Source organism: Pseudomonas sp. DY-1 (assembly GCF_003626975.1).
Lineage (GTDB): Bacteria > Pseudomonadota > Gammaproteobacteria > Pseudomonadales > Pseudomonadaceae > Metapseudomonas.
Genome location: NZ_CP032616.1, coordinates 643,529 through 665,506, shown reverse-complemented (window position 1 = coordinate 665,506; position 21,978 = coordinate 643,529). Strand labels below are relative to the sequence as shown.

12 protein-coding genes, 2 tRNA genes, 4 rRNA genes and 1 pseudogene are annotated in these 21,978 nt (G+C 59.6%); 3 read left to right on the top strand and 16 right to left on the bottom strand.

Features of this window, described 5'->3' with window-relative positions; translation table 11 throughout:
• Nucleotides 1-897, top strand: a complete 897-nt coding sequence (locus tag D6Z43_RS03375) for a hypothetical protein (RefSeq protein ID WP_120650430.1) — start codon at nucleotides 1-3, stop codon at nucleotides 895-897.
• On the opposite strand, the gene D6Z43_RS03370 is transcribed toward D6Z43_RS03375, so the two are convergent.
• Genes D6Z43_RS03370 through hmpA form a run of 3 tightly spaced genes read right to left on the bottom strand, consistent with a single transcriptional unit; the run spans nucleotide 849 to nucleotide 3,521 of the window.
• Nucleotides 849-2,039 (bottom strand): NnrS family protein, encoded by a 1,191-nt coding sequence (locus D6Z43_RS03370; RefSeq protein ID WP_120650428.1) that lies wholly within the window; start codon nucleotides 2,037-2,039, stop codon nucleotides 849-851. The genes D6Z43_RS03375 and D6Z43_RS03370 overlap by 49 nt on opposite strands.
• Entirely contained in the window at nucleotides 2,026-2,283 is a 258-nt protein-coding gene (locus D6Z43_RS03365) for a transmembrane sensor/regulator PpyR (RefSeq protein ID WP_120650426.1), read from the bottom strand. The genes D6Z43_RS03370 and D6Z43_RS03365 overlap by 14 nt, the downstream gene beginning before the upstream one ends.
• 56 nt (nucleotides 2,284-2,339) lie before the next feature.
• Entirely contained in the window at nucleotides 2,340-3,521 is a 1,182-nt protein-coding gene (hmpA, locus tag D6Z43_RS03360; protein ID WP_120650424.1) for an NO-inducible flavohemoprotein, read from the bottom strand.
• 150 nt (nucleotides 3,522-3,671) lie between these two features.
• On the opposite strand from hmpA, the gene norR reads away from it, so the two are divergent.
• Together norR and queD are read left to right on the top strand one after the other, a co-directional pair.
• Nucleotides 3,672-5,222, top strand: coding sequence for a nitric oxide reductase transcriptional regulator NorR (gene norR, locus D6Z43_RS03355; RefSeq protein ID WP_120650422.1), 1,551 nt, complete (start codon nucleotides 3,672-3,674; stop codon nucleotides 5,220-5,222).
• Between the two features lie 117 nt (nucleotides 5,223-5,339).
• The gene (queD, locus tag D6Z43_RS03350; RefSeq protein WP_120650420.1) at nucleotides 5,340-5,696 is read left to right on the top strand and encodes a 6-carboxytetrahydropterin synthase QueD; all 357 of its coding nucleotides are present in this window, start codon (nucleotides 5,340-5,342) and stop codon (nucleotides 5,694-5,696) included.
• 198 nt (nucleotides 5,697-5,894) lie between these two features.
• Here queD and rrf (D6Z43_RS03345) read toward each other — a convergent pair.
• From rrf (D6Z43_RS03345) to D6Z43_RS03280, 13 genes and pseudogenes are all read right to left on the bottom strand, one after another.
• A 5S ribosomal RNA gene (gene rrf / locus D6Z43_RS03345) occupies nucleotides 5,895-6,010 on the bottom strand.
• A 105-nt stretch (nucleotides 6,011-6,115) separates the two neighbouring features.
• Nucleotides 6,116-6,231: ribosomal RNA gene (rrf, locus tag D6Z43_RS03340) — 5S ribosomal RNA — on the bottom strand.
• Nucleotides 6,232-6,367: 136 nt separating this feature from the next.
• Nucleotides 6,368-9,258 (bottom strand): 23S ribosomal RNA (locus D6Z43_RS03335).
• 227 nt (nucleotides 9,259-9,485) lie between these two features.
• Nucleotides 9,486-9,561 (bottom strand) — tRNA-Ala (locus D6Z43_RS03330).
• 32 nt (nucleotides 9,562-9,593) lie between these two features.
• A tRNA-Ile gene (locus tag D6Z43_RS03325) sits at nucleotides 9,594-9,670 on the bottom strand.
• A gap of 65 nt (nucleotides 9,671-9,735) precedes the next feature.
• Nucleotides 9,736-11,272 (bottom strand): 16S ribosomal RNA (locus tag D6Z43_RS03320).
• The 16S, 23S and 5S rRNA genes sit together here with 2 tRNA genes alongside, the layout of an rRNA operon.
• 664 nt (nucleotides 11,273-11,936) lie before the next feature.
• On the bottom strand, nucleotides 11,937-13,151 hold the full coding sequence (locus D6Z43_RS03310) for an OmpA family protein (RefSeq protein ID WP_120650418.1): 1,215 nt from the start codon (nucleotides 13,149-13,151) through the stop codon (nucleotides 11,937-11,939).
• A gap of 16 nt (nucleotides 13,152-13,167) precedes the next feature.
• Nucleotides 13,168-13,635, bottom strand: a complete 468-nt coding sequence (tssE, locus tag D6Z43_RS03305) for a type VI secretion system baseplate subunit TssE (protein ID WP_120650417.1) — start codon at nucleotides 13,633-13,635, stop codon at nucleotides 13,168-13,170.
• Between the two features lie 4 nt (nucleotides 13,636-13,639).
• Nucleotides 13,640-14,176, bottom strand: a complete 537-nt coding sequence (gene tssJ, locus D6Z43_RS03300; protein WP_120650415.1) for a type VI secretion system lipoprotein TssJ — start codon at nucleotides 14,174-14,176, stop codon at nucleotides 13,640-13,642.
• Nucleotides 14,157-15,251, bottom strand: coding sequence for a type VI secretion system baseplate subunit TssG (tssG, locus tag D6Z43_RS03295; protein ID WP_120650413.1), 1,095 nt, complete (start codon nucleotides 15,249-15,251; stop codon nucleotides 14,157-14,159). Before tssG ends, tssJ begins: the two co-directional genes overlap by 20 nt.
• Entirely contained in the window at nucleotides 15,215-16,984 is a 1,770-nt protein-coding gene (gene tssF, locus D6Z43_RS03290; RefSeq protein ID WP_120650411.1) for a type VI secretion system baseplate subunit TssF, read from the bottom strand. Before tssF ends, tssG begins: the two co-directional genes overlap by 37 nt.
• 26 nt (nucleotides 16,985-17,010) lie before the next feature.
• Nucleotides 17,011-18,594 carry a type VI secretion system protein TssA gene (tssA, locus tag D6Z43_RS03285; protein WP_120650410.1) on the bottom strand — a complete coding sequence of 528 codons (1,584 nt, stop codon included), beginning with the start codon at nucleotides 18,592-18,594 and terminating at the stop codon, nucleotides 17,011-17,013.
• Nucleotides 18,591-21,965, bottom strand: a pseudogene (locus D6Z43_RS03280) (ImcF-related family protein). The gene tssA and the pseudogene D6Z43_RS03280 overlap by 4 nt, the downstream one beginning before the upstream one ends.
• Nucleotides 21,966-21,978 lie beyond the last annotated feature (13 nt).

Below are 21,978 nucleotides of genomic sequence, written 5' to 3'. Positions count from 1 at the left end.
ATGAAACTCGCTGTAGCCATCATTCATGGCATCGGCAACCAGCAGGACGCACGCAACGTCGAAGGGCAACACGCGTTCGCCCAGGGACTGATCGCGGGGCTGCGCAAGCGACTGGGCGTAGAGGCCGAGGATGTTGCGTTCCAGTCGCTCTACTGGGCGAACGTGCTGGACAAACGCGAGCTCGCCTACCTGGAGAAACTCGAACAGGAACCGGTGCGCTGGCGCTGGATGCGTCGCATGGTCACCCTCTTCCTCGGTGATGCCAGCGGCTACCGAAAAGTCAGCCAGGCGTACGACAACACTTACGAGCAGGTTCATCAGAGCGTACGCAACGGCCTTAACGCCCTGCGCGCCAAGGTAGGGCCGAACACCCCACTGGTAGTCCTGGCCCATTCTCTGGGCGGGCACATCATCTCCAACTACATCTGGGACCAGCAGAAGCTCAACGCCACCCCGAGCTGCCCGCGCGATCCCTTCCTCGCAATGGAGACCCTGGCCTGCCTGGTCACCTTCGGCTGCAATATCCCGCTCTTCACCTTCGCCTACGACCCGGTGCAGCCAATCCGTTTTCCAGGCCACTGCCTCGATGAACGCCTGACACGGGCCGCACGCTGGCTGAACGTCTATGCGCCGGCAGACCTGCTCGGCTACCCGCTGCGTCCGGTGCAGGGTTACGCCGCCGTAGTGCATGAGGACCGGCCACTGGCGGTGGGGTCGTGGTTCCGACGCCACACACCCTTGAGCCACCTGGAATACTGGAACGACGCGCGATTCCAGGACTACATCGCCCACCACCTGCGCGACATGCTGAACGCCTGCCCGGCCCCGTACGTGGCCCCGGAACCGGGTCAACCCGGCCTGCCGTCCAGCCTTCGCGTACACAGCAGTACCGCGTAGTACCTCAGGAACAAAGCAAAGGCTGCTATCCAGCAGAGCGCGGCCAACCAGAGGGCGTCAGCCCCGGCCAGTGGCACCAGGACCACGCGAGCGAGAGCGCCCAGGTTGAGCAACGCGAAAGCCACCCCCATTGCTCGCGACGGTTCCAAGGGCCGGCCACTGTGCCCAAGGCTTACACGGGCGATCATCGCCAGGATCAATCCTCCCATCGCACCGAAACCCAATCCGTGCTGGGCCAGGCTCGGGTTGGCCAGGATGCCGAGGTGCCAGGCGACCAATCCCAATGGCGCCGCAGCCAACCAGGCGAAGGCCAGGTGCAGCGGCCAGAGCAGCACGACCCGCCAGATTCCCGCGTCGTACCAGCGCGCGAGACGCAGCAGGTTTCCCAAGCCCAAGAGCATGCAAGGGATGGCCAGCCATGGCTCAGGCCGCAGCCCCAGGCCGGAGGCAAAGCTTGCCGCCAATAGAACGCCGCCCAGCAGCATGCTCCAGTCCAGCCAAGGCCAGGCCTTCACCTGCTGGGCTCGCCCCAGACCGCGCTGGGTGAAAAAGGGAATTACTCGCCCGCCGATCAACCCCATCAGCGCAGCGATGAGCCAGAGCGCCGCCAGCACACCTTGGCGCTGCAGTGCATCGCTGCCGTTCGCCAGCCCCCAGAGCACCAGTGCATCGGCCGTGGCGAGCAAGGTCAGCACCGCTACCACCGGATAGTTGCCGCGCTGGCGCACACGCCAGAGGCTGCGCCCCATCACAAAGGCAACGGCAGGCAGGAAAGTCAGCTCAAGGGCAATAACCAGTGCTGCCGGCGCTCCCGATAGCCATGCCAGGCGAGCGGCCAGCCACAGCATCGCCAGGGCAGCCAGAGCGGGCCCACGCAAACCAGGATTGCCGGTCCAGTTCTGAACGGCGGTCAGCAAAAAGCCCGCAATGATGGCGCCACCGAAGCCGAACACCATTTCGTGCCGGTGCCAGGCGAGCCAGCCTCCGGTTGGCTGCCATGCGCTGGTCTGGTCATGTAGCGCCAGCAGCCAGATCAGCACGGCCACCAGGGCGAAAGCCGTGCCGAAGAGAAAGAAGGGACGGAAACCGAGGCGCCAGAGCGGCCGGATAGCCAACTCGCGAGAAGCATCAAGCAACTGCATAGGCCAGCCCTCGCTCTTCCTTGCGCATCTGGTATTGCGCGGTCAGCCGCATGACATAGCCGAGCTTGATCAGGGTCGGCCCGAGGATGACCATCCCGTGTGCGCCGATGAGCATCAGCAGCCCAAGGGAGGCATCCAGGTAATAAGCGCCGGCAATGCCCAGCACGAGCTGGAACAGGCCGGTCCAGAGGAACAGATGAGACAGTTGCAGCAAACGCTGGGGGCATCCGAACAGACTGATCATGATCTTGCACTCCTCGCTGGAAGGCCCGGCGCCGCCTTGGCGCCGGGCTGCTGTGGTCAGGCCTCCAGGGCGCTGGCCGGTCCAAAGAACTCGTAGTGGCACTGGCTCTCGGGCACGCCCAGATCACGCAGGTGCTTCTTCACCTGGGACATGAAGCCTTTCGGCCCGAGGAAGTACGCATCCAGGTCGCGCTCGGCGGGCAACCAATTGCCAAGCTGCTCACGGCTGAGGAAGCCGGTAGCATCGGGCTGGTCATCAGCATGCGGCTCGCTGTAGCAGAAGAAGCGATTGAGCTGCGGGATGGCGGCAACCTTCGTGTCGATCCAGTCGCGGAAGGCGTGTACAGCCCCGTTACGTGCGCAGTGGATGAAATGGATCGGCCGGCCGCTTTCCTCCGCTGCTTCCAGCATCGCCAATGCCGGGGTGATGCCTACACCTGCGGTGATCAGCACCAGGGGCTTGCTGCTGGGGCGCAGGACGAAGTCGCCAGCCGGGGCAAACAATTCGATGCGATCACCCACCTGGAGCTGGTCGTGCAGATAGTTGGACACCCGGCCGCCCTGTTCGCGCTTGACGCTGATGCGGTACTCGCGGCCGTTGCCAAGGGCTGACAGCGAGTAGTTGCGGCGCACTTCCTCGCCATCGAGGTTGAGGCGCAGACCGATGTACTGGCCAGGGATGAACTCCATCAGCTCACCACCATCTTCCGGAGCGAAGTAGAAGGAGGTGATTTCCGCGCTTTCCGCTTCCTTGCGCGCCAGGCGGAACCAACGTGCGCCACGCCAACCACCGGGGGCGGCAGCGCTGGCGGAGTAGATTTCTTCTTCGGCACCGATCAGCAGGTCAGCCAGTTGCTGATAGGCAGCGGCCCAGGCTTGGATGACTTCATCAGTCGCCACTTCGGCGCCCAGCACCTCACGGATGGCGCGCAGCAGGCAGCTGCCCACGATCGGATAGTGCTCGGGCAGGACCTGCAGAGCCACATGCTTGTTTATGATCTTGCCAACCAGCGGACCGAGGGCCTCGAGCTGGTCGATGTGACGGGCATACATCAGCACGCCGTTGGCAAGGGCGCGAGGCTGGTCGCCACTGGCCTGGTGGGCCTGGTTGAACAGCGGGCGCACTTCAGAGTGTTCACCCAGCATGATCTTGTAGAAGTGACTGGTGAGCGCTTCCCCGCCTGTCTCCAACAGGGGAACAGTGGATTTGACGATGGCACGTTGTTGGCTGGTGAGCATATGGACTCCGCTATCTGGGTTGGGTCTTTCTGCCTGTTCTATTCCAGCTTTCGTGCCAACTTTTTATTTCTTATAAATCAATAACTTATACCTTGAAGTGTTCTTTTGACTACACTAGCCGACGAGTCATATCGACATACCGGAGTCATAATGACAACTCGCCCCCTCCTGCAGACGTTGATCCCACTGGTCAGTGATCTGTCCCGGGAGCTTCCCGAGCGCGAGCGCTATCGACGCCTCCTGGAAGCCCTGCGCGGGCTGCTGCCTTGCGACGCCACCGCCCTGCTCCGCCTGGACGGTGATCAATTGGTGCCAATGGCGGTGGACGGCCTCAGCCAGGACACCCTGGGGCGACGCTTCAAGGTCTCCGAGCACCCTCGGTTGCAAGCCCTGATGGATAACCGCGGCGTTACCCGCTTCGCCGCCGACTGCGGCTTGCCCGACCCCTACGACGGCCTGGTGGAAGGACACCAGGAGCATCTGGAAGTCCACGATTGCATGGGCTGCCCGCTTTATCTGGATGACCGCCCCTGGGGGGTGCTGACACTGGATGCCATGGACCCGTCGCGGTTCGACGGGCAGGACCTGGATGTCCTCGAAGGCTTCGCCAGCCTGGCCGCCGCTACGGTGAAAGCCACCGAACGCATGGAAACCCTCACCCGCCGCGCCCAGGACGAACAGCAACTGGCGGAGGCGTATCGCCAGGCAGCGGGCCAGGTCCGTTCGCCGGAAATGATCGGCCAGAGCGCCGCGCATAAAGCCCTGGTGGAAGAGATCAAGTTGGTGGGAGGCAGCGAACTCACGGTACTGATCAGCGGCGAAACCGGCGTCGGCAAGGAGCTTGTAGCCCAGTCCATCCACGGCCGCTCACTGCGCTCCCGACATCCGCTGATCAGTCTCAACTGCGCGGCCCTGCCTGATACGTTGGTGGAGAGCGAACTGTTCGGCCATGTGCGCGGCGCGTTTTCCGGCGCGGTGAATGATCGCAAGGGCAAGTTCGAACTGGCCAACGAAGGCACGCTGTTCCTCGATGAGGTTGGCGAACTGCCGTTGGCAATCCAGGCCAAGCTGCTGCGCGTGCTGCAGAGCGGACAATTGCAGCGCGTGGGCTCGGACAGGGAGCACCGGGTCAATGTGCGCGTCATTGCCGCCACCAACCGCGACCTGGCGGAGGAGGTGCGCGCCGGTCGTTTCCGTGCCGACCTCTATCACCGTCTCAGTGTCTATCCCTTGCGCGTCCCTCCCCTTCGGGAACGCGGCCGCGATGTGCTGCTGCTGACCGGTTTCTTCCTCGAAGAAAATCGGGCCAGACTCGGACTGCGCAGCCTGCGCCTGAGTCAGGATGCCCAGGCAGCCCTTCTCGGTTATGACTGGCCCGGCAACGTGCGAGAACTTGAGCATCTGATCGGACGCGCCGCCCTCAAGGCACTGGCAGCGTGCGCCGAGAGGCCCCGCATCCTCACGCTGACCGCCAACGATCTCGCACTGCCGAGCAGCCAGCCCACCGCTGCCAGTAACCCGATAGAAGCACCTACAGCATTGGCGGTAGGCGATCTGCGCGAAGCGGTTGACCAGTACCAGCGTCAGCTGATCCTGGCCAGCCTGGAGAGCCACCAGCAGAACTGGGCCGCGGCAGCCCGCGAACTAGGGCTGGACCGGGCCAACCTGCTGCGTCTGGCCAAGCGGCTGGGAATCAAATGAAGGGCTAGCTCGTCCGACAGCGCCTGTCTTTTCGGTCAGGCCGTCGGAGAGCTGGTAAAATCGAGGCTTTCCTGCTTAGGCCAGATTACTGGCCGTCACTTCAAGAGCGTTACTTCTGTGGAAATTTTCAAGGAATTCATCTTCGAAGCCGCGCATCGGCTTCCTCACGTGCCCGCTGGCCACAAGTGCGGTCGCCTTCACGGCCACTCCTTCCGTGTAGCTATTTACATCGAGGGCGAGCCCGATCCCCATACCGGCTGGATTCGCGATTTCTCCGAGCTCAAGGCAATCTTCAAGCCGCTCTACGAACAGCTCGATCACAACTACCTCAATGAGATCCCCGGCCTGGAAAACCCCACCAGCGAAGTCCTCGCCAAATGGATCTGGCAGGAACTCAAGCCCTTGCTCCCGGAGCTCTCCCGCATTCGCATTCACGAAACCTGCACCAGTGGTTGCGAGTACCGCGGCGACTGACAGTTCCAGAATGCAAAAAGGCCACCTTACTAGGTGGCCTTTTTTATGGGCGCGTATGTCGTTCTACGCTCCAAGCACATCGTTTGCTGATCGTAGGAAGCTCAACACCGCTGGAGTCGTGGATCGCTCCCCCGAAAATTCCCGCACACAAAAGACAAACCCCCGAACCGTTTCACGATTCAGGGGTTTGGGATAGAAGCTTGACGATGACCTACTCTCACATGGAGAAGCTCCACACTACCATCGGCGATGCGTCGTTTCACTACTGAGTTCGGGATGGGATCAGGTGGTTCCAACGCTCTATGGTCGTCAAGCAATTCGGTTGGGATCTCGTCACATGACGCAATCCCGAAATCTATGGCTTTCACTAATAGACAAACCCCCGAACCGTTTTCACGGATCGGGGGTTTGGGATAGAAGCTTGACGATGACCTACTCTCACATGGAGAAGCTCCACACTACCATCGGCGATGCGTCGTTTCACTGCTGAGTTCGGGATGGGATCAGGTGGTTCCAACGCTCTATGGTCGTCAAGCAATTCGGTTGGGATCTCGTCTGCGACGCGATCCCGAATCAGGTATGTGACAGTCTGTTTTTGCGGTTCAGGCCAATTTTCGGTCTGTCGACTTCAACCAGTCGCACCCACAATCACCAGATTGTTTGGGTGTTATATGGTCAAGCCTCACGGGCAATTAGTATTGGTTAGCTCAACGCCTCACAGCGCTTACACACCCAACCTATCAACGTCGTAGTCTTCGACGGCCCTTTAGGGGATTCAAGATCCCAGTGAGATCTCATCTTGAGGCGAGTTTCCCGCTTAGATGCTTTCAGCGGTTATCTCTTCCGAACATAGCTACCCGGCAATGCCACTGGCGTGACAACCGGAACACCAGAGGTTCGTCCACTCCGGTCCTCTCGTACTAGGAGCAGCCCCTCTCAAATCTCAAACGTCCACGGCAGATAGGGACCGAACTGTCTCACGACGTTCTAAACCCAGCTCGCGTACCACTTTAAATGGCGAACAGCCATACCCTTGGGACCGGCTTCAGCCCCAGGATGTGATGAGCCGACATCGAGGTGCCAAACACCGCCGTCGATATGAACTCTTGGGCGGTATCAGCCTGTTATCCCCGGAGTACCTTTTATCCGTTGAGCGATGGCCCTTCCATACAGAACCACCGGATCACTAAGACCTACTTTCGTACCTGCTCGACGTGTCTGTCTCGCAGTCAAGCGCGCTTTTGCCTTTATACTCTGCGACCGATTTCCGACCGGTCTGAGCGCACCTTCGTACTCCTCCGTTACTCTTTAGGAGGAGACCGCCCCAGTCAAACTGCCCACCATACACTGTCCTCGATCCGGATGACGGACCAGAGTTAGAACCTCAAGCATGCCAGGGTGGTATTTCAAGGATGGCTCCACGAGAACTGGCGTCCTCGCTTCAAAGCCTCCCACCTATCCTACACAAGCAGGCTCAAAGTCCAGTGCAAAGCTACAGTAAAGGTTCACGGGGTCTTTCCGTCTAGCCGCGGATACACTGCATCTTCACAGCGATTTCAATTTCACTGAGTCTCGGGTGGAGACAGCGCCGCCATCGTTACGCCATTCGTGCAGGTCGGAACTTACCCGACAAGGAATTTCGCTACCTTAGGACCGTTATAGTTACGGCCGCCGTTTACCGGGGCTTCGATCAAGAGCTTCGCTTGCGCTAACCCCATCAATTAACCTTCCGGCACCGGGCAGGCGTCACACCCTATACGTCCACTTTCGTGTTTGCAGAGTGCTGTGTTTTTAATAAACAGTCGCAGCGGCCTGGTATCTTCGACCGGCATGGGCTTACGCAGTAAATGCTTCACCCTCACCGGCGCACCTTCTCCCGAAGTTACGGTGCCATTTTGCCTAGTTCCTTCACCCGAGTTCTCTCAAGCGCCTTGGTATTCTCTACCCAACCACCTGTGTCGGTTTGGGGTACGGTTCCTAGTTATCTGAAGCTTAGAGGCTTTTCCTGGAAGCATGGCATCAACCACTTCGTGTTCTAAAAGAACACTCGTCATCAGCTCTCGGCCTTGAACACCCGGATTTGCCTAAGTGTTCGGCCTACCACCTTAAACTTGGACAACCAACGCCAAGCTGGCCTAGCCTTCTCCGTCCCCCCATCGCAATAACTAGAAGTACGGGAATATTAACCCGTTTCCCATCGACTACGCATTTCTGCCTCGCCTTAGGGGCCGACTCACCCTGCGTCGATTAACGTTGCGCAGGAACCCTTGGTCTTTCGGCGTGCGAGTTTTTCACTCGCATTGTCGTTACTCATGTCAGCATTCGCACTTCTGATACCTCCAGCAAGCTTCTCAACTCACCTTCACAGGCTTACAGAACGCTCCTCTACCGCTCGTCTTACGACGAACCCGTAGCTTCGGTGTCTAGTTTGAGCCCCGTTACATCTTCCGCGCAGGCCGACTCGACTAGTGAGCTATTACGCTTTCTTTAAAGGGTGGCTGCTTCTAAGCCAACCTCCTAGCTGTCTAAGCCTTCCCACATCGTTTCCCACTTAACTAGAACTTTGGGACCTTAGCTGACGGTCTGGGTTGTTTCCCTTTTCACGACGGACGTTAGCACCCGCCGTGTGTCTCCCACGCTGACACTTCCAGGTATTCGGAGTTTGCATCGGTTTGGTAAGTCGGGATGACCCCCTAGCCGAAACAGTGCTCTACCCCCTGGAGTGATACGTGAGGCGCTACCTAAATAGCTTTCGAGGAGAACCAGCTATCTCCGAGCTTGATTAGCCTTTCACTCCGATCCACAGGTCATCCGCTAACTTTTCAACGGTAGTCGGTTCGGTCCTCCAGTCAGTGTTACCTAACCTTCAACCTGCCCATGGATAGATCGCCCGGTTTCGGGTCTATACCCAGCGACTAAACGCCCTATTAAGACTCGCTTTCGCTACGCCTCCCCTATTCGGTTAAGCTCGCCACTGAATATAAGTCGCTGACCCATTATACAAAAGGTACGCAGTCACCTAACAAAGTAGGCTCCCACTGCTTGTACGCATACGGTTTCAGGTTCTATTTCACTCCCCTCTCCGGGGTTCTTTTCGCCTTTCCCTCACGGTACTGGTTCACTATCGGTCAGTCAGTAGTATTTAGCCTTGGAGGATGGTCCCCCCATATTCAGACAAAGTTTCACGTGCTCCGTCCTACTCGATTTCACTTCCTGGACCCTTTCGCGTACGGGGCTATCACCCACTATGGCCGCACTTTCCAGAGCGTTCCGCTAAAATCCAAGAAGCTTAAGGGCTAATCCCCGTTCGCTCGCCACTACTAAGGGAATCTCGGTTGATTTCTGTTCCTCAGGGTACTTAGATGTTTCAGTTCCCCTGGTTCGCCTCTTGCACCTATGGATTCAGTACAAGATACCTAGGTTATCCTAGGTGGGTTCCCCCATTCAGAGATCTCCGGATCAAAGTCTGTTTGCCGACTCCCCGAAGCTTATCGCAGGCTACCACGTCTTTCATCGCCTCTGACTGCCAAGGCATCCACCGTATGCGCTTCTTCACTTGACCATATAACCCCAAGCAATCTGCTCGTGATCATAGGGGTGAAGACGACATTCGCCGAAAATTCGCGCTTGAACTCGCAAATTTTACCTTGAATTATTGAGTGCAGTGAAACACTCAACAAGTCACTTCTATCACATACCCGAATTTTTAAAGAACGATTCTGAAGCAAAGTTCAGAATTCAATATCCCACCCGGGATATTCAATTCTGGACTCTTGGTCAGCCTGGAGATGGTGGAGCCAAGGAGGATCGAACTCCTGACCTCCTGCGTGCAAAGCAGGCGCTCTCCCAGCTGAGCTATGGCCCCAATGTCAACCGGTCATACGACCCCGCGACAATTGGTGGGTCTGGGCAGATTCGAACTGCCGACCTCACCCTTATCAGGGGTGCGCTCTAACCAACTGAGCTACAGACCCAATCGCCTTCGCAATTGAATCAAGCAATTCGTGTGGGAACTTATGAAGAAGCTGAAGTCTTCGATTAAGGAGGTGATCCAGCCGCAGGTTCCCCTACGGCTACCTTGTTACGACTTCACCCCAGTCATGAATCACTCCGTGGTAACCGTCCCCCTTGCGGTTAGACTAGCTACTTCTGGAGCAACCCACTCCCATGGTGTGACGGGCGGTGTGTACAAGGCCCGGGAACGTATTCACCGTGACATTCTGATTCACGATTACTAGCGATTCCGACTTCACGCAGTCGAGTTGCAGACTGCGATCCGGACTACGATCGGTTTTATGGGATTAGCTCCACCTCGCGGCTTGGCAACCCTTTGTACCGACCATTGTAGCACGTGTGTAGCCCTGGCCGTAAGGGCCATGATGACTTGACGTCATCCCCACCTTCCTCCGGTTTGTCACCGGCAGTCTCCTTAGAGTGCCCACCATAACGTGCTGGTAACTAAGGACAAGGGTTGCGCTCGTTACGGGACTTAACCCAACATCTCACGACACGAGCTGACGACAGCCATGCAGCACCTGTGTCTGAGTTCCCGAAGGCACCAATCCATCTCTGGAAAGTTCTCAGCATGTCAAGGCCAGGTAAGGTTCTTCGCGTTGCTTCGAATTAAACCACATGCTCCACCGCTTGTGCGGGCCCCCGTCAATTCATTTGAGTTTTAACCTTGCGGCCGTACTCCCCAGGCGGTCGACTTATCGCGTTAGCTTCGCCACTAAGATCTCAAGGATCCCAACGGCTAGTCGACATCGTTTACGGCGTGGACTACCAGGGTATCTAATCCTGTTTGCTCCCCACGCTTTCGCACCTCAGTGTCAGTATCAGTCCAGGTAGTCGCCTTCGCCACTGGTGTTCCTTCCTATATCTACGCATTTCACCGCTACACAGGAAATTCCACTACCCTCTACCGTACTCTAGCTCAGTAGTTTTGGAGGCAGTTCCCAGGTTGAGCCCGGGGATTTCACCTCCAACTTGCTGAACCACCTACGCGCGCTTTACGCCCAGTAATTCCGATTAACGCTTGCACCCTTCGTATTACCGCGGCTGCTGGCACGAAGTTAGCCGGTGCTTATTCTGTTGGTAACGTCAAAACAACCAGGTATTAACTAGCTGCCCTTCCTCCCAACTTAAAGTGCTTTACAATCCGAAGACCTTCTTCACACACGCGGCATGGCTGGATCAGGCTTTCGCCCATTGTCCAATATTCCCCACTGCTGCCTCCCGTAGGAGTCTGGACCGTGTCTCAGTTCCAGTGTGACTGATCATCCTCTCAGACCAGTTACGGATCGTCGCCTTGGTGAGCCATTACCCCACCAACTAGCTAATCCGACCTAGGCTCATCTGATAGCGTGAGGTCCGAAGATCCCCCACTTTCTCCCGTAGGACGTATGCGGTATTAGCGTCCGTTTCCGAACGTTATCCCCCACTACCAGGCAGATTCCTAGGCATTACTCACCCGTCCGCCGCTCGCCGGCATCCCGAAGGACCCGCTGCCGCTCGACTTGCATGTGTTAGGCCTGCCGCCAGCGTTCAATCTGAGCCATGATCAAACTCTTCAGTTCAATACTGCTTGGGTTTTGAGAAAACCCTAAACCTGGCTCAGCAATCGCAAATAAACTCTCGAATTCACGAGTGTTACTTGTGATGCTGATAATCAGTTGACTATCAGTCTTACCTCACAAGCACCCACACGAATTGCTTGATTCAGTTGTTAAAGAGCGTTTCGATCAAGTCTTTCGTCTCAACCGAGGCCGCGCATTCTACAGCAGCCTTTCTTACTGTCAAGCTGTTTTTCGAAAATCTCTTTTCTACTCAACCGCTTGCGCTTTCGATCAGATTCACTCTTCTCGTCAGCGGGAGGCGCATTCTACAGCGTTGAAAGTCGCTGTCAACACCTCGGCGATCATCTTCTGGCCGACCTCTCGGAAGACCGAAGCGACAAGCACTACCACCGCCTGCCGATCACCTCTCCCTGCGCCTAACTACAGCTAAGTGCTTGATTTTCAAGCATTTCCGCTGCCTCGTCGCTGGGAGAGGTGCGCATTATAGGGATGCAGAATCTGCCGTCAACACTTAATTGAAACCTTTTTGTCATACCTTTCCAGCGCGCTGCTAAGGCGTCCTTCTCCACTGCTTTCTTATATAGCTGCGCGAGCTTGGCGTTAGCTGGAGTAACCAGCGATGCCCTTATCACCGCCCTTCGAGGTAAACCATCCTGCAACAGCATCAGCTGGGCACGTCTTCTTGCGCATGGCCTGTAGCGCATGCACCAGCCTGCGGCACCAGTCGAATATCCACTCGGCGGTTAGTAGAACGCCCCTCTTCCGTATCGTTGCTCGCAAGCGGTTGCCCCGCACCGAACCCCTGCACAACAAAGCAGCTGTCGGGGATATCTCCCATACGCTGCATCCAATCGCGTACCGCAGCAGCCCGGGCTAGGGATAGCTCCAGATTCTGACCGACATTGCCAACAGCATCGGAATGACCGGTGATAACGATCAACCAATCCTGCTGCGCCTTGATGTTCATCAGACTGTTAATCAGCACCTTGGTGGATTCCGGCCTGAGCTGTGCACTACCGGAAGGAAAGAGCATGAGGCTATCCAAGTGAACAACCTCGGGATCTGCCATCTGCGCGAGCTGGCGATGCTCCATTGCAAGCCATAGCCCATGCCCCCACCACCCGAGTCCGCCCAAAACGATCACACAGAGCAGCGCGAGCAACGAAAACAGAAAAACGTCTTTCCTGCTCCGCGTGGATGAATCAGCCCTATGGCCATCAGCGAGTGATACCACCAACACATTTGGCGTGCTGGACGGCAAGACGTTGGCGACATGGAACGGGTTAAATGTATGCATACCGAGAGCCCCTCCAGCCCCCCCTGCGGCCTGCTGTATCGCAAGTTCGCTGGTAACCGACTCAGGTTCCAGGCGCCTTATGAGTTTCTCGAACTGTTGTCGCAGTTCCTCCAGCGCTGATACCGACGGCTGATTCTTACGCCCAAGCAGCTCACTTATCTGGGTCAGTCCAGCGTTGATTCGGCGTGCAAGCAGAAGGTCTGAAGTTGATAACTCCGACCTCCTAACTACGGACTGTAGGTGCACGCATAGCCATGCCAATATCTGCGCGCGCGCAGATGACGAGGGCGGCCAAGGTACCGGCTCGCCATGAGCCAGCAGGGCCACGACAAGCGCCAACGCCTGCTCCATACCAGACAATCCGTGAAGGTGCATGCGGGCCAGCAAGAACGCGGCGGCTGATTGCAGCTCCGCCCCGTTCTCCTTGAACAGGGACAGGCACTGATACTCCACCCATTCCCAATTCACTTCAGGGGATGCGGGTTGAGCCAACTTGCTCAGCTCTTCATGCAGTGCACCGTATTGGGCGAAGCCGGTCGGATCACCGCCAGGACGGTATTTCAGCTCAAAAAGTAACGTCATTCTTCACTCCACTCGACTATTCGAACGATCCCCGCAATCCATTCCTCTCCGTCGTCAGGTAGCTCATCTGCTTCAGGTGACGCACTAGCACTTTGCCCTCCGGGGCAAGCGTGGTGCCGAAGGTTGCCTGCATACCGCTCTTCAGCTGCACATCCAGGGCGTACTCGAGGTGCCCGGGGAGGGACTGCGGCAGTAGCCGCACGTTCACCGCAGCCAGGCGCGGTTCGTATTTCAGCAAGGTGTCGGTGAGGGTGCCCATCAACCCATGGGCGGTTGCCGGGAGCCCCTGCAGGATGACGCCTAGGTCGGGCAATCCGTAATCCGGAAGATGGCTGAGGGCTCCGGCCCGGCTGTCGAGGATGCGCTGCAGGTTGTCGAGCACCGACAGGATGACCTGGTCTTCTTCGTGGACACGATGCAATTCCAGTTCGCCAGAGAAGTTCTGCAAAAGCACTTCGTAGAGTGACAGGCTCTGTTCATTCATGGCGTTACTTCCTGGACAAGGGACGCAGGAGCAGACTGTTGTCGCCAAGTTCGATCACGCGCGGCCGATCCGGGTTCAGATCCTCGCGAGTCAAAACTAGCCTCCAGCTGTTCTTCACCGTATCCGGCTGGCGGAACAACGCCACTACTGCAACGACTTGCGCTTCCTCGTTCATCGGCACGCTCAACTTCGCCCCCTCGCCAGGCTTCACCACAACCACGCGCTGATCCAGCAGGTCAGAAGCCAACGCAGTATCCGCATGACTCAGCAGACTTTCATAAGTGGCCTTTTCGAGTGCCATACGGTCCCCTAGCTGATAGATGCGCACCAGTGTCGGGACAGAAAGCGCATTCATGTCGTGACCATTGGTGTTCATCGCCGCACGGCCGCTGAAGTCCAGATGCAGGGTCCTTACCTGCTTGTAGAAGATCGCCCTTGCGGTGGAGGTGCTGGCGTCGGTCACCCCCTGGTACAAGCCACAGCCACCCTGTAGCACGCCGAGCATGGCCAGCAGGAGTGACTTAGAAACGATACGCAACATGCTGTACTTCTCTTTCATGAGGATTGTTCTGCAGCCCCTGGTAGCGGCCCAGTTTGATGGTGACGTTCCCCGGCCCCGCCTTTTTCCCGCCACCGCCGAGCCCCAGTACACCGGTCATGCCGAGCAACACCGGAGCTTCCCCCAGCAGCGGCACCGGCAGGCAATGCGTCGGCAAAGAGAGCTCCAGCAAGGCGGAACACCGCCAGCCAAGGTAAACGCGCAGCAACACCAGCAAGTCGGCATGCAACTGCCCCCCCGGCAACCAGCCACGCGCCTCCTCGCGATCTTCGGTAAACAGCACTAAGCGCAACTGGCTGTTGGCATCCTGCCCGACGCTTCCTAACGGCATGTCCTGCTGCAGACGTACCGGTCGAATCTTCGACAAGCTGGCGGGTTGCGCTAGGGCAATTCGGTGCGGCCAATGTGCGCTAACTCGTGCCAGAGTGCTGGGAGCCAGTAACTTGACCAGCGCCTGCAAACCCTCGACATTGCGCGTTGGTAGCCTCATCAAGCCGAGCAATGCGAGGAACCGCGAAATCGGCGTGGCGACATGCTTGGCCGTGCCTGGAATGCCCAACCCGATCAGCCCCAGCAAGCATTGCGAGGTCGCGTCGGTGCCGCCAGCTTCGAACGTGGCCGGGTACGAATACTTACGCCAGATGCGATAGAACTGCGTGAGTACCCGGTGATTGAAGATGTCGAGAAAGGCCTCCAGTGCCTCGTGGCCGTCCCGGCGCTGGGTAATGTCGTCGAGATAAGTAGTCGGCAAGGGTGAATCCACGCCGTACAGGCCGAGCAGGCGTGTGCGTACCGTGGGCGGCCGCTGCGGATCAGCCCCGTGGATATCGATGGCCTTCAGTTCCCCGGCCGGAAAACCCATACCAGGGTCCGGTCGAAAGCGAACCGGGTCGTTCGCAGGGCTCGCAGTGCTACCCAATGGCGGATGCTCCGGCAAGGCTTGTTCCAGCAATTGACAGAAGCGGTACAGGTTGGTTTGCGCCACCCTCCCCTCCAGGATTTGCAGCAAGCCACTGGCTTTCAGCCGGGAATACGCTGACTGTGGTTCTCGTTCCATCGCAGGCACTTACCAGAGGGTTGAAGGATCAGCGTGAGCTGATTGAACAGGTGGATGTCGGCATAAAGGGCGAAGAAACGGCTGAGCATCTCGCCGAACAGGGAGATGTCGCCCTCACCGGTAAAGCCGTCTGCGCCGAGCGTGACTTCGATATCCACCCCACGCAGCAGAAAGCCTTTTTCGAAGCGCTGGATCAGGTGATGCCGGACGTCAACGATCGCTTCCAGACGCCGTCTGTTCAGCTCGCTGCCCGTCCAGTCGTAGAGCGCGAGAGTGCCGCGCAGTACTTCGGCGTTATCCAGCATCGGCAGAAAGTTCGAGCCCAGGTGGCTGAGTACCCTCCAGTGGAAGCGGTCTCGGTTAGGCGGGTAACACGGCAGGGTTGCTGCACACAGGTTGCGCACCTGCAGACCGGCCTGGGTGGAATGCACCAGAGTATCGAGCAATGTGCTCTGCAGCGCCTTGCGCGGTAGCTGGCCATTGGTGCCAGTCAAGCGCAGGGACAGGCTTTCTCTATCTTGCAGTCGGTCCGCGTCGAAACCCTCGCCACCGAGGATCAGCCAGGTATCGTGCAAGCCGTTCACGCCTCGCTTGAGGCGCGTGTGGAAGTAACGCTCCGGTGCCTCGTCGTGCAGCATGCCGCCTTTATGACGGAAGCTGGTGAACGGCACGTACTCCTCTCGCTCGGCATTCTTCGACACGGTGACGCGGTCCACCGAATAGATTTCCGTATGGCCATCCTGCAGGCGCATGGGACGAAGCAAATAGTCGCTCTGCAACGGGTCCAGCCGGAGCGGGTCGGCTTCCAGGGGAAACAGGTTGATCACCGGTACGGAGTTCAGGCGCAAATGTTCGGCGCGCGGCTCGAAGTCATGGGGCCATGCCTCTCGCAGGACCACCTCCAGTTCGAACCAGGGCGTGCCGTCTTCGAGCTCCAACCGCTCCAGCCCACACAAGGTGACGAACATGAACTTCTCGCGGAAGGTGAAGTACTCCAGCAGCAGCTGATAACCGCTGAAGGCACTGTCGCCCTTGGGCCACAGGCGATCATCCTCAGCAAACCCCTTTGCCACGAAATTTCCATCCAGCGTCACGCGCTCAGGGTGGCCCGGCAAGCGCACATACAGCGTCTCAGCATGACGGGTCAGCGCCAGATGCAGGGCGCTGGCCAAAGCGCCATCGGCATTCAGGTACAAGGGCAAGCGGGTCAGATCCACCTGGCTCCAGTTGACCAGCTCGCCACAGGTAAAGCGCAGGAGTAAAACCGAGCGCCCATCCACTTCGTAGGCCAGCCGTAGTGAATCCATTACAAGTGGTTGCAGGGTCAGGTCCTGGGTAGTGGTGTAACTGCATCGGGTGCGCTTGGGCCCCAGCGGCTGAGAAAGCACCTCAAGACCTTTTTCGATCGACTCGCTGCATTTCATCTGCGAGAGATCAGGCACCAGCTCGATGATCGATAACGAGGGAATGGTACGTAGATAATGCGGCCACAGTAGACTGACCAAGCCTTCGGTCAATTCGGGCAGGTCATCATCGAGCTTTTCCCGCAGCCGCCCCATGAGGAATGCAAAGCCCTCGAACAGTCGCTCCACATAGGGGTCGCGGGCACCGGGCTTGTCCAGATTGAGCTGAGCCGCGCGGTCGGGAAATGCCTCGGCAAACTCTTTGCCGGCTTCACGCAGGTAGCGCATTTCCGCATCGAAATAGCGCAGGGTCGGATTGTCAGTATCCACTATGAGTGATCCTGAATCAGAAAATTTCAGCCGCAGAGCACTGCGGCACGTATCGGGTCTAGCGCTACTAGCGCCGCCAGCAGTGCGTCCATGCGTCGGAACAGCGCTGCCTTGTCCGCATCGTTTCGCTGGGCCTTGGAACGCAGCAGCTTGAGCAGCCGGGCCTGGACTTCGAAGGTCAGATCAGGTTCCCATTCAGCGAGCCCCTGACGCTGCACCGTCACCTCCAACTCACCCAGCAGGTGCACAGCCAGATCGGCCTTGCCACACTGATCGGCGATCCGCGCCATCAGCAAACGCAGCAACCAGCGCTGCCGGCCCGATTGCACACCGGGCCGAGCAGCCAGCCAGGCCAGCGCCGCATCGACGCCGGCGCTGTCGGCCTGTGCCAAAGCCTCGCTTTCCAGAGCAAGTACGTCGGCCGCCATCGGCGCAGAGGCGGCCTGGGCGGGCAACCAACGCGGGGAGCGATTGCCACTGACGTGCTGCACGATCCAGTCGCGGGTGACCTCGTCGGCAAACGGCGTTCCATCGCTCCAGCACAATGTCTCCAGGCCCGGCAAACGATCGAGAAGCATGCCCAGGTCGCGCTTAACGATATCGGCCCAGCCATCCTGCGGCGCCGGCTGCCTGGATAACGCCTGGCAGAGGTACCACTGAAGATCGAGCCAGAAATGGTTCACCCCCTCGGCATAAATGCGTTCGACCTGATCAAGCAGTTCGCTCCAGCTCTGTTGCAGGTACAAGCGCTTGAGCTGCGACCGATAATCACTGCGCGGCGGCGCCAGCCTCGTGTGGCCGCTACCGTCCTCGGGCGGTGCCTGATGCACGGTGTCCCAGCGCAGGCTCTTCATCAGCCGATGCGCCGCCAGCCAACCCAGTGGCTGCTCGCGCAGATAACCCGCCAACGCACGGCCACTGTCCAGCAAGTCGCGACCAGACTTGATGGCGGCAACGGCCGAGGCACCACTCTGCAACTTCGCCTCATGGATTGAGCTGTTCTGCGGCACGACCGCATTCACCCCGCCGGACTGGGCCAGCCTGTTCGACAGCGCCGCATACAAAGGGTCCAGCGCCGGACGCTGGTTTTCGGGCCAGGCGCTGAGGCCCTCTTCCAGCCAGGCCAGCGCAGCCACGGTTTGTCTGGCCTCCGACTTCACTACTTCTGGGTACAGCGACAAGCTGTCGAGCACCCTGCCGCTGGCTAGCCACTCAACAGCCATCCGCCGGCTGTTGGGGCGGCTTGGCAAAACATCGGCCGCAAAACGTTCTACCAGCGCAGCCAGCAGGCAGATGCCATCAGCCAGTCCTGCCTCGCCATCCTTATGCAAGCGCGCCCAGAGGTAGTAGGTGGCAATGCGCAGATCCTTGCAGCGCTGTTTGAGCAACTTCTCCGCCAGTTGTACCACCCGCTCGACGTTGGAACCGGAGAGCTTGTTGACCTCCTCACGCATGGCCTGAAAGTCGTCGTCGTAACCGGGGTCGTCTCCCACTGCCGAATGCGACTCGATGGGTTGCAACCACTCAGACCATTTAGATGCCTGTTGGCGCGCCAGCACCAGTGCATCGCACTCACCCAGGCAAGTGATAATCAACGAAGACAGGCTCATCGGAAACTCCCATTCTGAGCATACGGAAGGGGCCTAGCGTCCTCATCAAGGAAAATCTGTGTCGGCATCCTGAAGCCGCGTAACTGGATAAGTGCCAGTGGGCCAGCACCCAGCTCAGTGCGCAGGTGCCAGGTCAGTTTCAGGCCGTCGGGGGCTTCCAGCACCATGTGATAGCGGGTCTCGCTGTCGTCCAACGCGGTGACCCGGGCATGTTCCAGCAGGCGGATCACCCCCCAGGTGCCCGAATAATCGCCATACAGCCGCTCGCCGGTCTTGACGCTGGTCCAGCTCAGACTCGCACCGGGGTGATCGCTGGCGCCCGGCCAGGCGAAGCGCTGCCAGCTTTCCCGCTGGTTGAAGTAATCGAGGCGTTCGCCATCTAGGGTCAGGGTGGTCTGTACGACATCGCGCACGGGCTTGGCTCGCAACTCGAAGGCCAGTCCCATGCCGCCGTCGGTGTAGAGCACATCGGCCAGATCGGCGAGCTGGTTGACCGCCTTGAGGAACTCGGGGTTGAAGCGCAAGCCCTGGCTATGCGCGACATCGGGTACCCAGTGGTTGCCCTGCTTGCGCAGCACGCCTTCCAATTGCTGCTGGAGGAACTGGTGGATGCGTCCAGAGTCGCTGCGGATCATCTGCCCAAGCATGGGCAGCGAGGCGTCGCTAGCAGTCGCGGCGAATGGATATCGGCCGGCGAAGGCACGGCTCCAGGGCTCGACGATTGCGCGCTGCCACTGGTCGTTGAGGCCGGCCGTCGAGGGTTGCAGGACGCGGCGCCAGGCCTGCTCCAGTGGCTGGACGAACAGCGCATTGCCGAAGTGGCCCCACTCTGCGCCGAGGCTGGCGGCGATCAGGCTGCCGTAGGACTGGGCATCGGCGAGGTCAACGCTCTTGCCCTGGAACACGGTTTGCGCCAGGGCCTGGGTCATAGCCTGCGGATCGGGCGCGTTACTGACCTGTTGCAGCTTCAAGCGTACGCGCGTCACGCGCGCGAGGAACGCGTGCAGGCTAAGGCTACCATCGTTGCCCGTTGCTTCGGCGCCTTTTCCCAGTAGAGAAAGCAGCGGGCCAAAGCTGTCATCCAGTGGGCCTTGCAAGCCCTGGTGCTGCTGGTCGATCACCGGGGCCTGGTTCTGGCCCATTAGCTTCTACGCGGACTTGATCAGCGAGTCGCTCAACGCCTGGCCGTGCGCACCGGCCTGGCCCTGATAGGCCAGGGTGTTCATCAGGGCGATCAGCGGCGACTGGCGGATGTCGCTCATCAGGGTGAGCTGGTCGATGACGTCGGCGAGGCTGGCGGCCTGATGCCATTGCAGGCTGTTGAGTACCTCGAGCCAGGCACTGCCGTAGTCCTGGAAGTAACGCGCGGCAAGGCGTTCCCGAAGCACCTCGGCAGTCATGTCGGCCGCAATGTCATTCTGGTCGTCGCTCAACACCCAATCGATTTCTTCGCGACGGGCCTCGGCTATGTCGTCAATGGCCTTGCGCACCTGGCCCTCCCAAGCCTGACGGGTAAAGACGCCGGGTACTTCGGCCTCGGTGGAGAACAGCATCGAGGTGTTCGTATCGCTGACCATCTGCCGCAGGCCCAGGGGCGGATAGTGGTTGGCCGCGGCTTCTAGGACTGCCTCATAAAGTGCGGTTTCGCCGTTGCGCTGGCCCAGTTGGCCGAGCAGCACCTGTCGGGCCTGCGCAACCAGGGCCGGATCGAGGTCGACGCGCCACTCGGGGTGGGCCGACAGGTGTTCGGCATAGAAGCGCCAGAGGTTGGGCGCGACGGCCTGCCAGACGCCGGAGGCCACACCCGCGCGATGGGTTTCGGCGGCAACGAGCGTTTGGGCGAGGAAAGGCGCATCGGTCTTGTCCGGGCGCGCCATCATCAGGTAGGCCTTGAGCGAGTCGTAGGTCTCGCTGGCACGGGCGGCACGCTCCGGGCTGCCCGGTGGCAGGTCGAGCAGGCTGCGCAGATTAGACTCGAGGTTGGCCGCTGCCGGGTCGCGAATCAACCGATTGTTGGCTGCCACGTAACGCGGCCAGAGGGTATCCAGCAACGCTTCGTTCTGGCTCAGTCCGAAGCGCTGGTGCCAGGGCACACCGTGCTGGGCGTGGAAATCCAGCCGATCCATCTGATGGACCAGTTCATTAAACGCACGCAGGGGCGAGTCAACGTCGCGGGGCTGCTCAAGGGTAGCCAGGGCGGCCTGTACCTCGCCGATCTGCGCACGGTTGCTAGCGTAGGAAAGCAGCATGCCGCTGCCCCACAGCGCCGCCAACCCCAGCAGCAGCGCGCTACCCACGCGCGGCAGAGTCCAGCCTTGCGGCTGGCCACCCAGGGAATTGTCACTCAGTACGCCCCACCAAGCCGGGTCCACCTGCCAGGTGTTTTTCATCCCTCCGCCGAGCCTGCGCAGCGACAGGCTGAACCACAGCCCGCCCAGGATCACCCCTCGGGCACGTAGTAGCGGCCCCAGCGCGTGTTGCCAACGGGCAGAACCTTCGCTGTGCAGGTCGCGGGCCAGACGCAGCAAAAAATCGTGGCACGGGTTGTCCTGCATGTGCACCAGCCCCTGCTCGCGCAGCGGCTGCGCCAGGCGCTGCAAGCTGCTTTCTAGCTGCGCGGCATTGACGTGCGGTGACAACCGGCAACCCACCGCCTCGGACGGGCGCTCTTGCTGGCTCCAGTCGCTGGCATAGACCTGCCAGAGGTGCACCGGGGCTTGCCAGCGCAGCAGATGCGTGACTTTCTGCAGATGGGTGACGCCGTGGCCGATGTGCGCGGGATCGGCGCTCTGCTCCGGAGTGAGCGCCCAGACGATGCCATCCAGCGGCCGGCGAGTGCAGAGCTTGCGCCACTGTTCGAGCTGCGCCGCATCTGGCTCGCCCTGGGTACTACCACCCCACAGCAGCAGCACGCCCTCGCCTTCTAGCCAGCGTTGCTCGGACAGGGTCGGGGCGATGGCCTCGATCTGGTCGCGCTCGCCGACCACCAGCACGGGGCGGACCTTGCGGCGCCAGAAGAAGCCGATGGTGTCACACAGGTGCGCCTTGATCGCTTCGATTGTCACTGAGGCTGCGGGGGACGCAGGGACGTCCCCTCCAGCGGCCTGCACCGGGGCCGCCACATCATCGCCCTCTTGCTCCCGGTACGTCGAACCGCCCACCCGCCGCCCCATCAGCGCGTAGCCACTCACCATAACGAGCACCATGACCGTCATGCCTACCGCGGCTAGCCGCCAAACGGCCTGCACTTCACTGCCGGAACGAACCCCCAGCAGCATCGGCTGCCACCAGAGCAGTACGCTCAAGATCACGCCGATCAACAACACCAGACCGACCAAAACTCCCAACCACATCGCACGACGCGAGCGCATCAGATACCCCTAA

Bases quoted from the DNA above. Each gene is read 5' to 3' on its own strand.
- tssE (WP_120650417.1), bottom strand. From the start codon at position 13,635: ATGAATGAACAGAGCCTGTCACTCTACGAAGTGCTTTTGCAGAACTTC.
- tssJ (WP_120650415.1), bottom strand. From the start codon at position 14,176: ATGTTGCGTATCGTTTCTAAGTCACTCCTGCTGGCCATGCTCGGCGTG.
- hmpA (WP_120650424.1), bottom strand. From the start codon at position 3,521: ATGCTCACCAGCCAACAACGTGCCATCGTCAAATCCACTGTTCCCCTG.
- D6Z43_RS03365 (WP_120650426.1), bottom strand. From the start codon at position 2,283: ATGATCAGTCTGTTCGGATGCCCCCAGCGTTTGCTGCAACTGTCTCAT.
- D6Z43_RS03375 (WP_120650430.1), top strand. From the start codon at position 1: ATGAAACTCGCTGTAGCCATCATTCATGGCATCGGCAACCAGCAGGAC.
- D6Z43_RS03310 (WP_120650418.1), bottom strand. From the start codon at position 13,151: ATGACGTTACTTTTTGAGCTGAAATACCGTCCTGGCGGTGATCCGACC.
- tssA (WP_120650410.1), bottom strand. From the start codon at position 18,594: ATGAGCCTGTCTTCGTTGATTATCACTTGCCTGGGTGAGTGCGATGCA.
- norR (WP_120650422.1), top strand. From the start codon at position 3,672: ATGACAACTCGCCCCCTCCTGCAGACGTTGATCCCACTGGTCAGTGAT.
- tssG (WP_120650413.1), bottom strand. From the start codon at position 15,251: ATGGAACGAGAACCACAGTCAGCGTATTCCCGGCTGAAAGCCAGTGGC.
- D6Z43_RS03370 (WP_120650428.1), bottom strand. From the start codon at position 2,039: ATGCAGTTGCTTGATGCTTCTCGCGAGTTGGCTATCCGGCCGCTCTGG.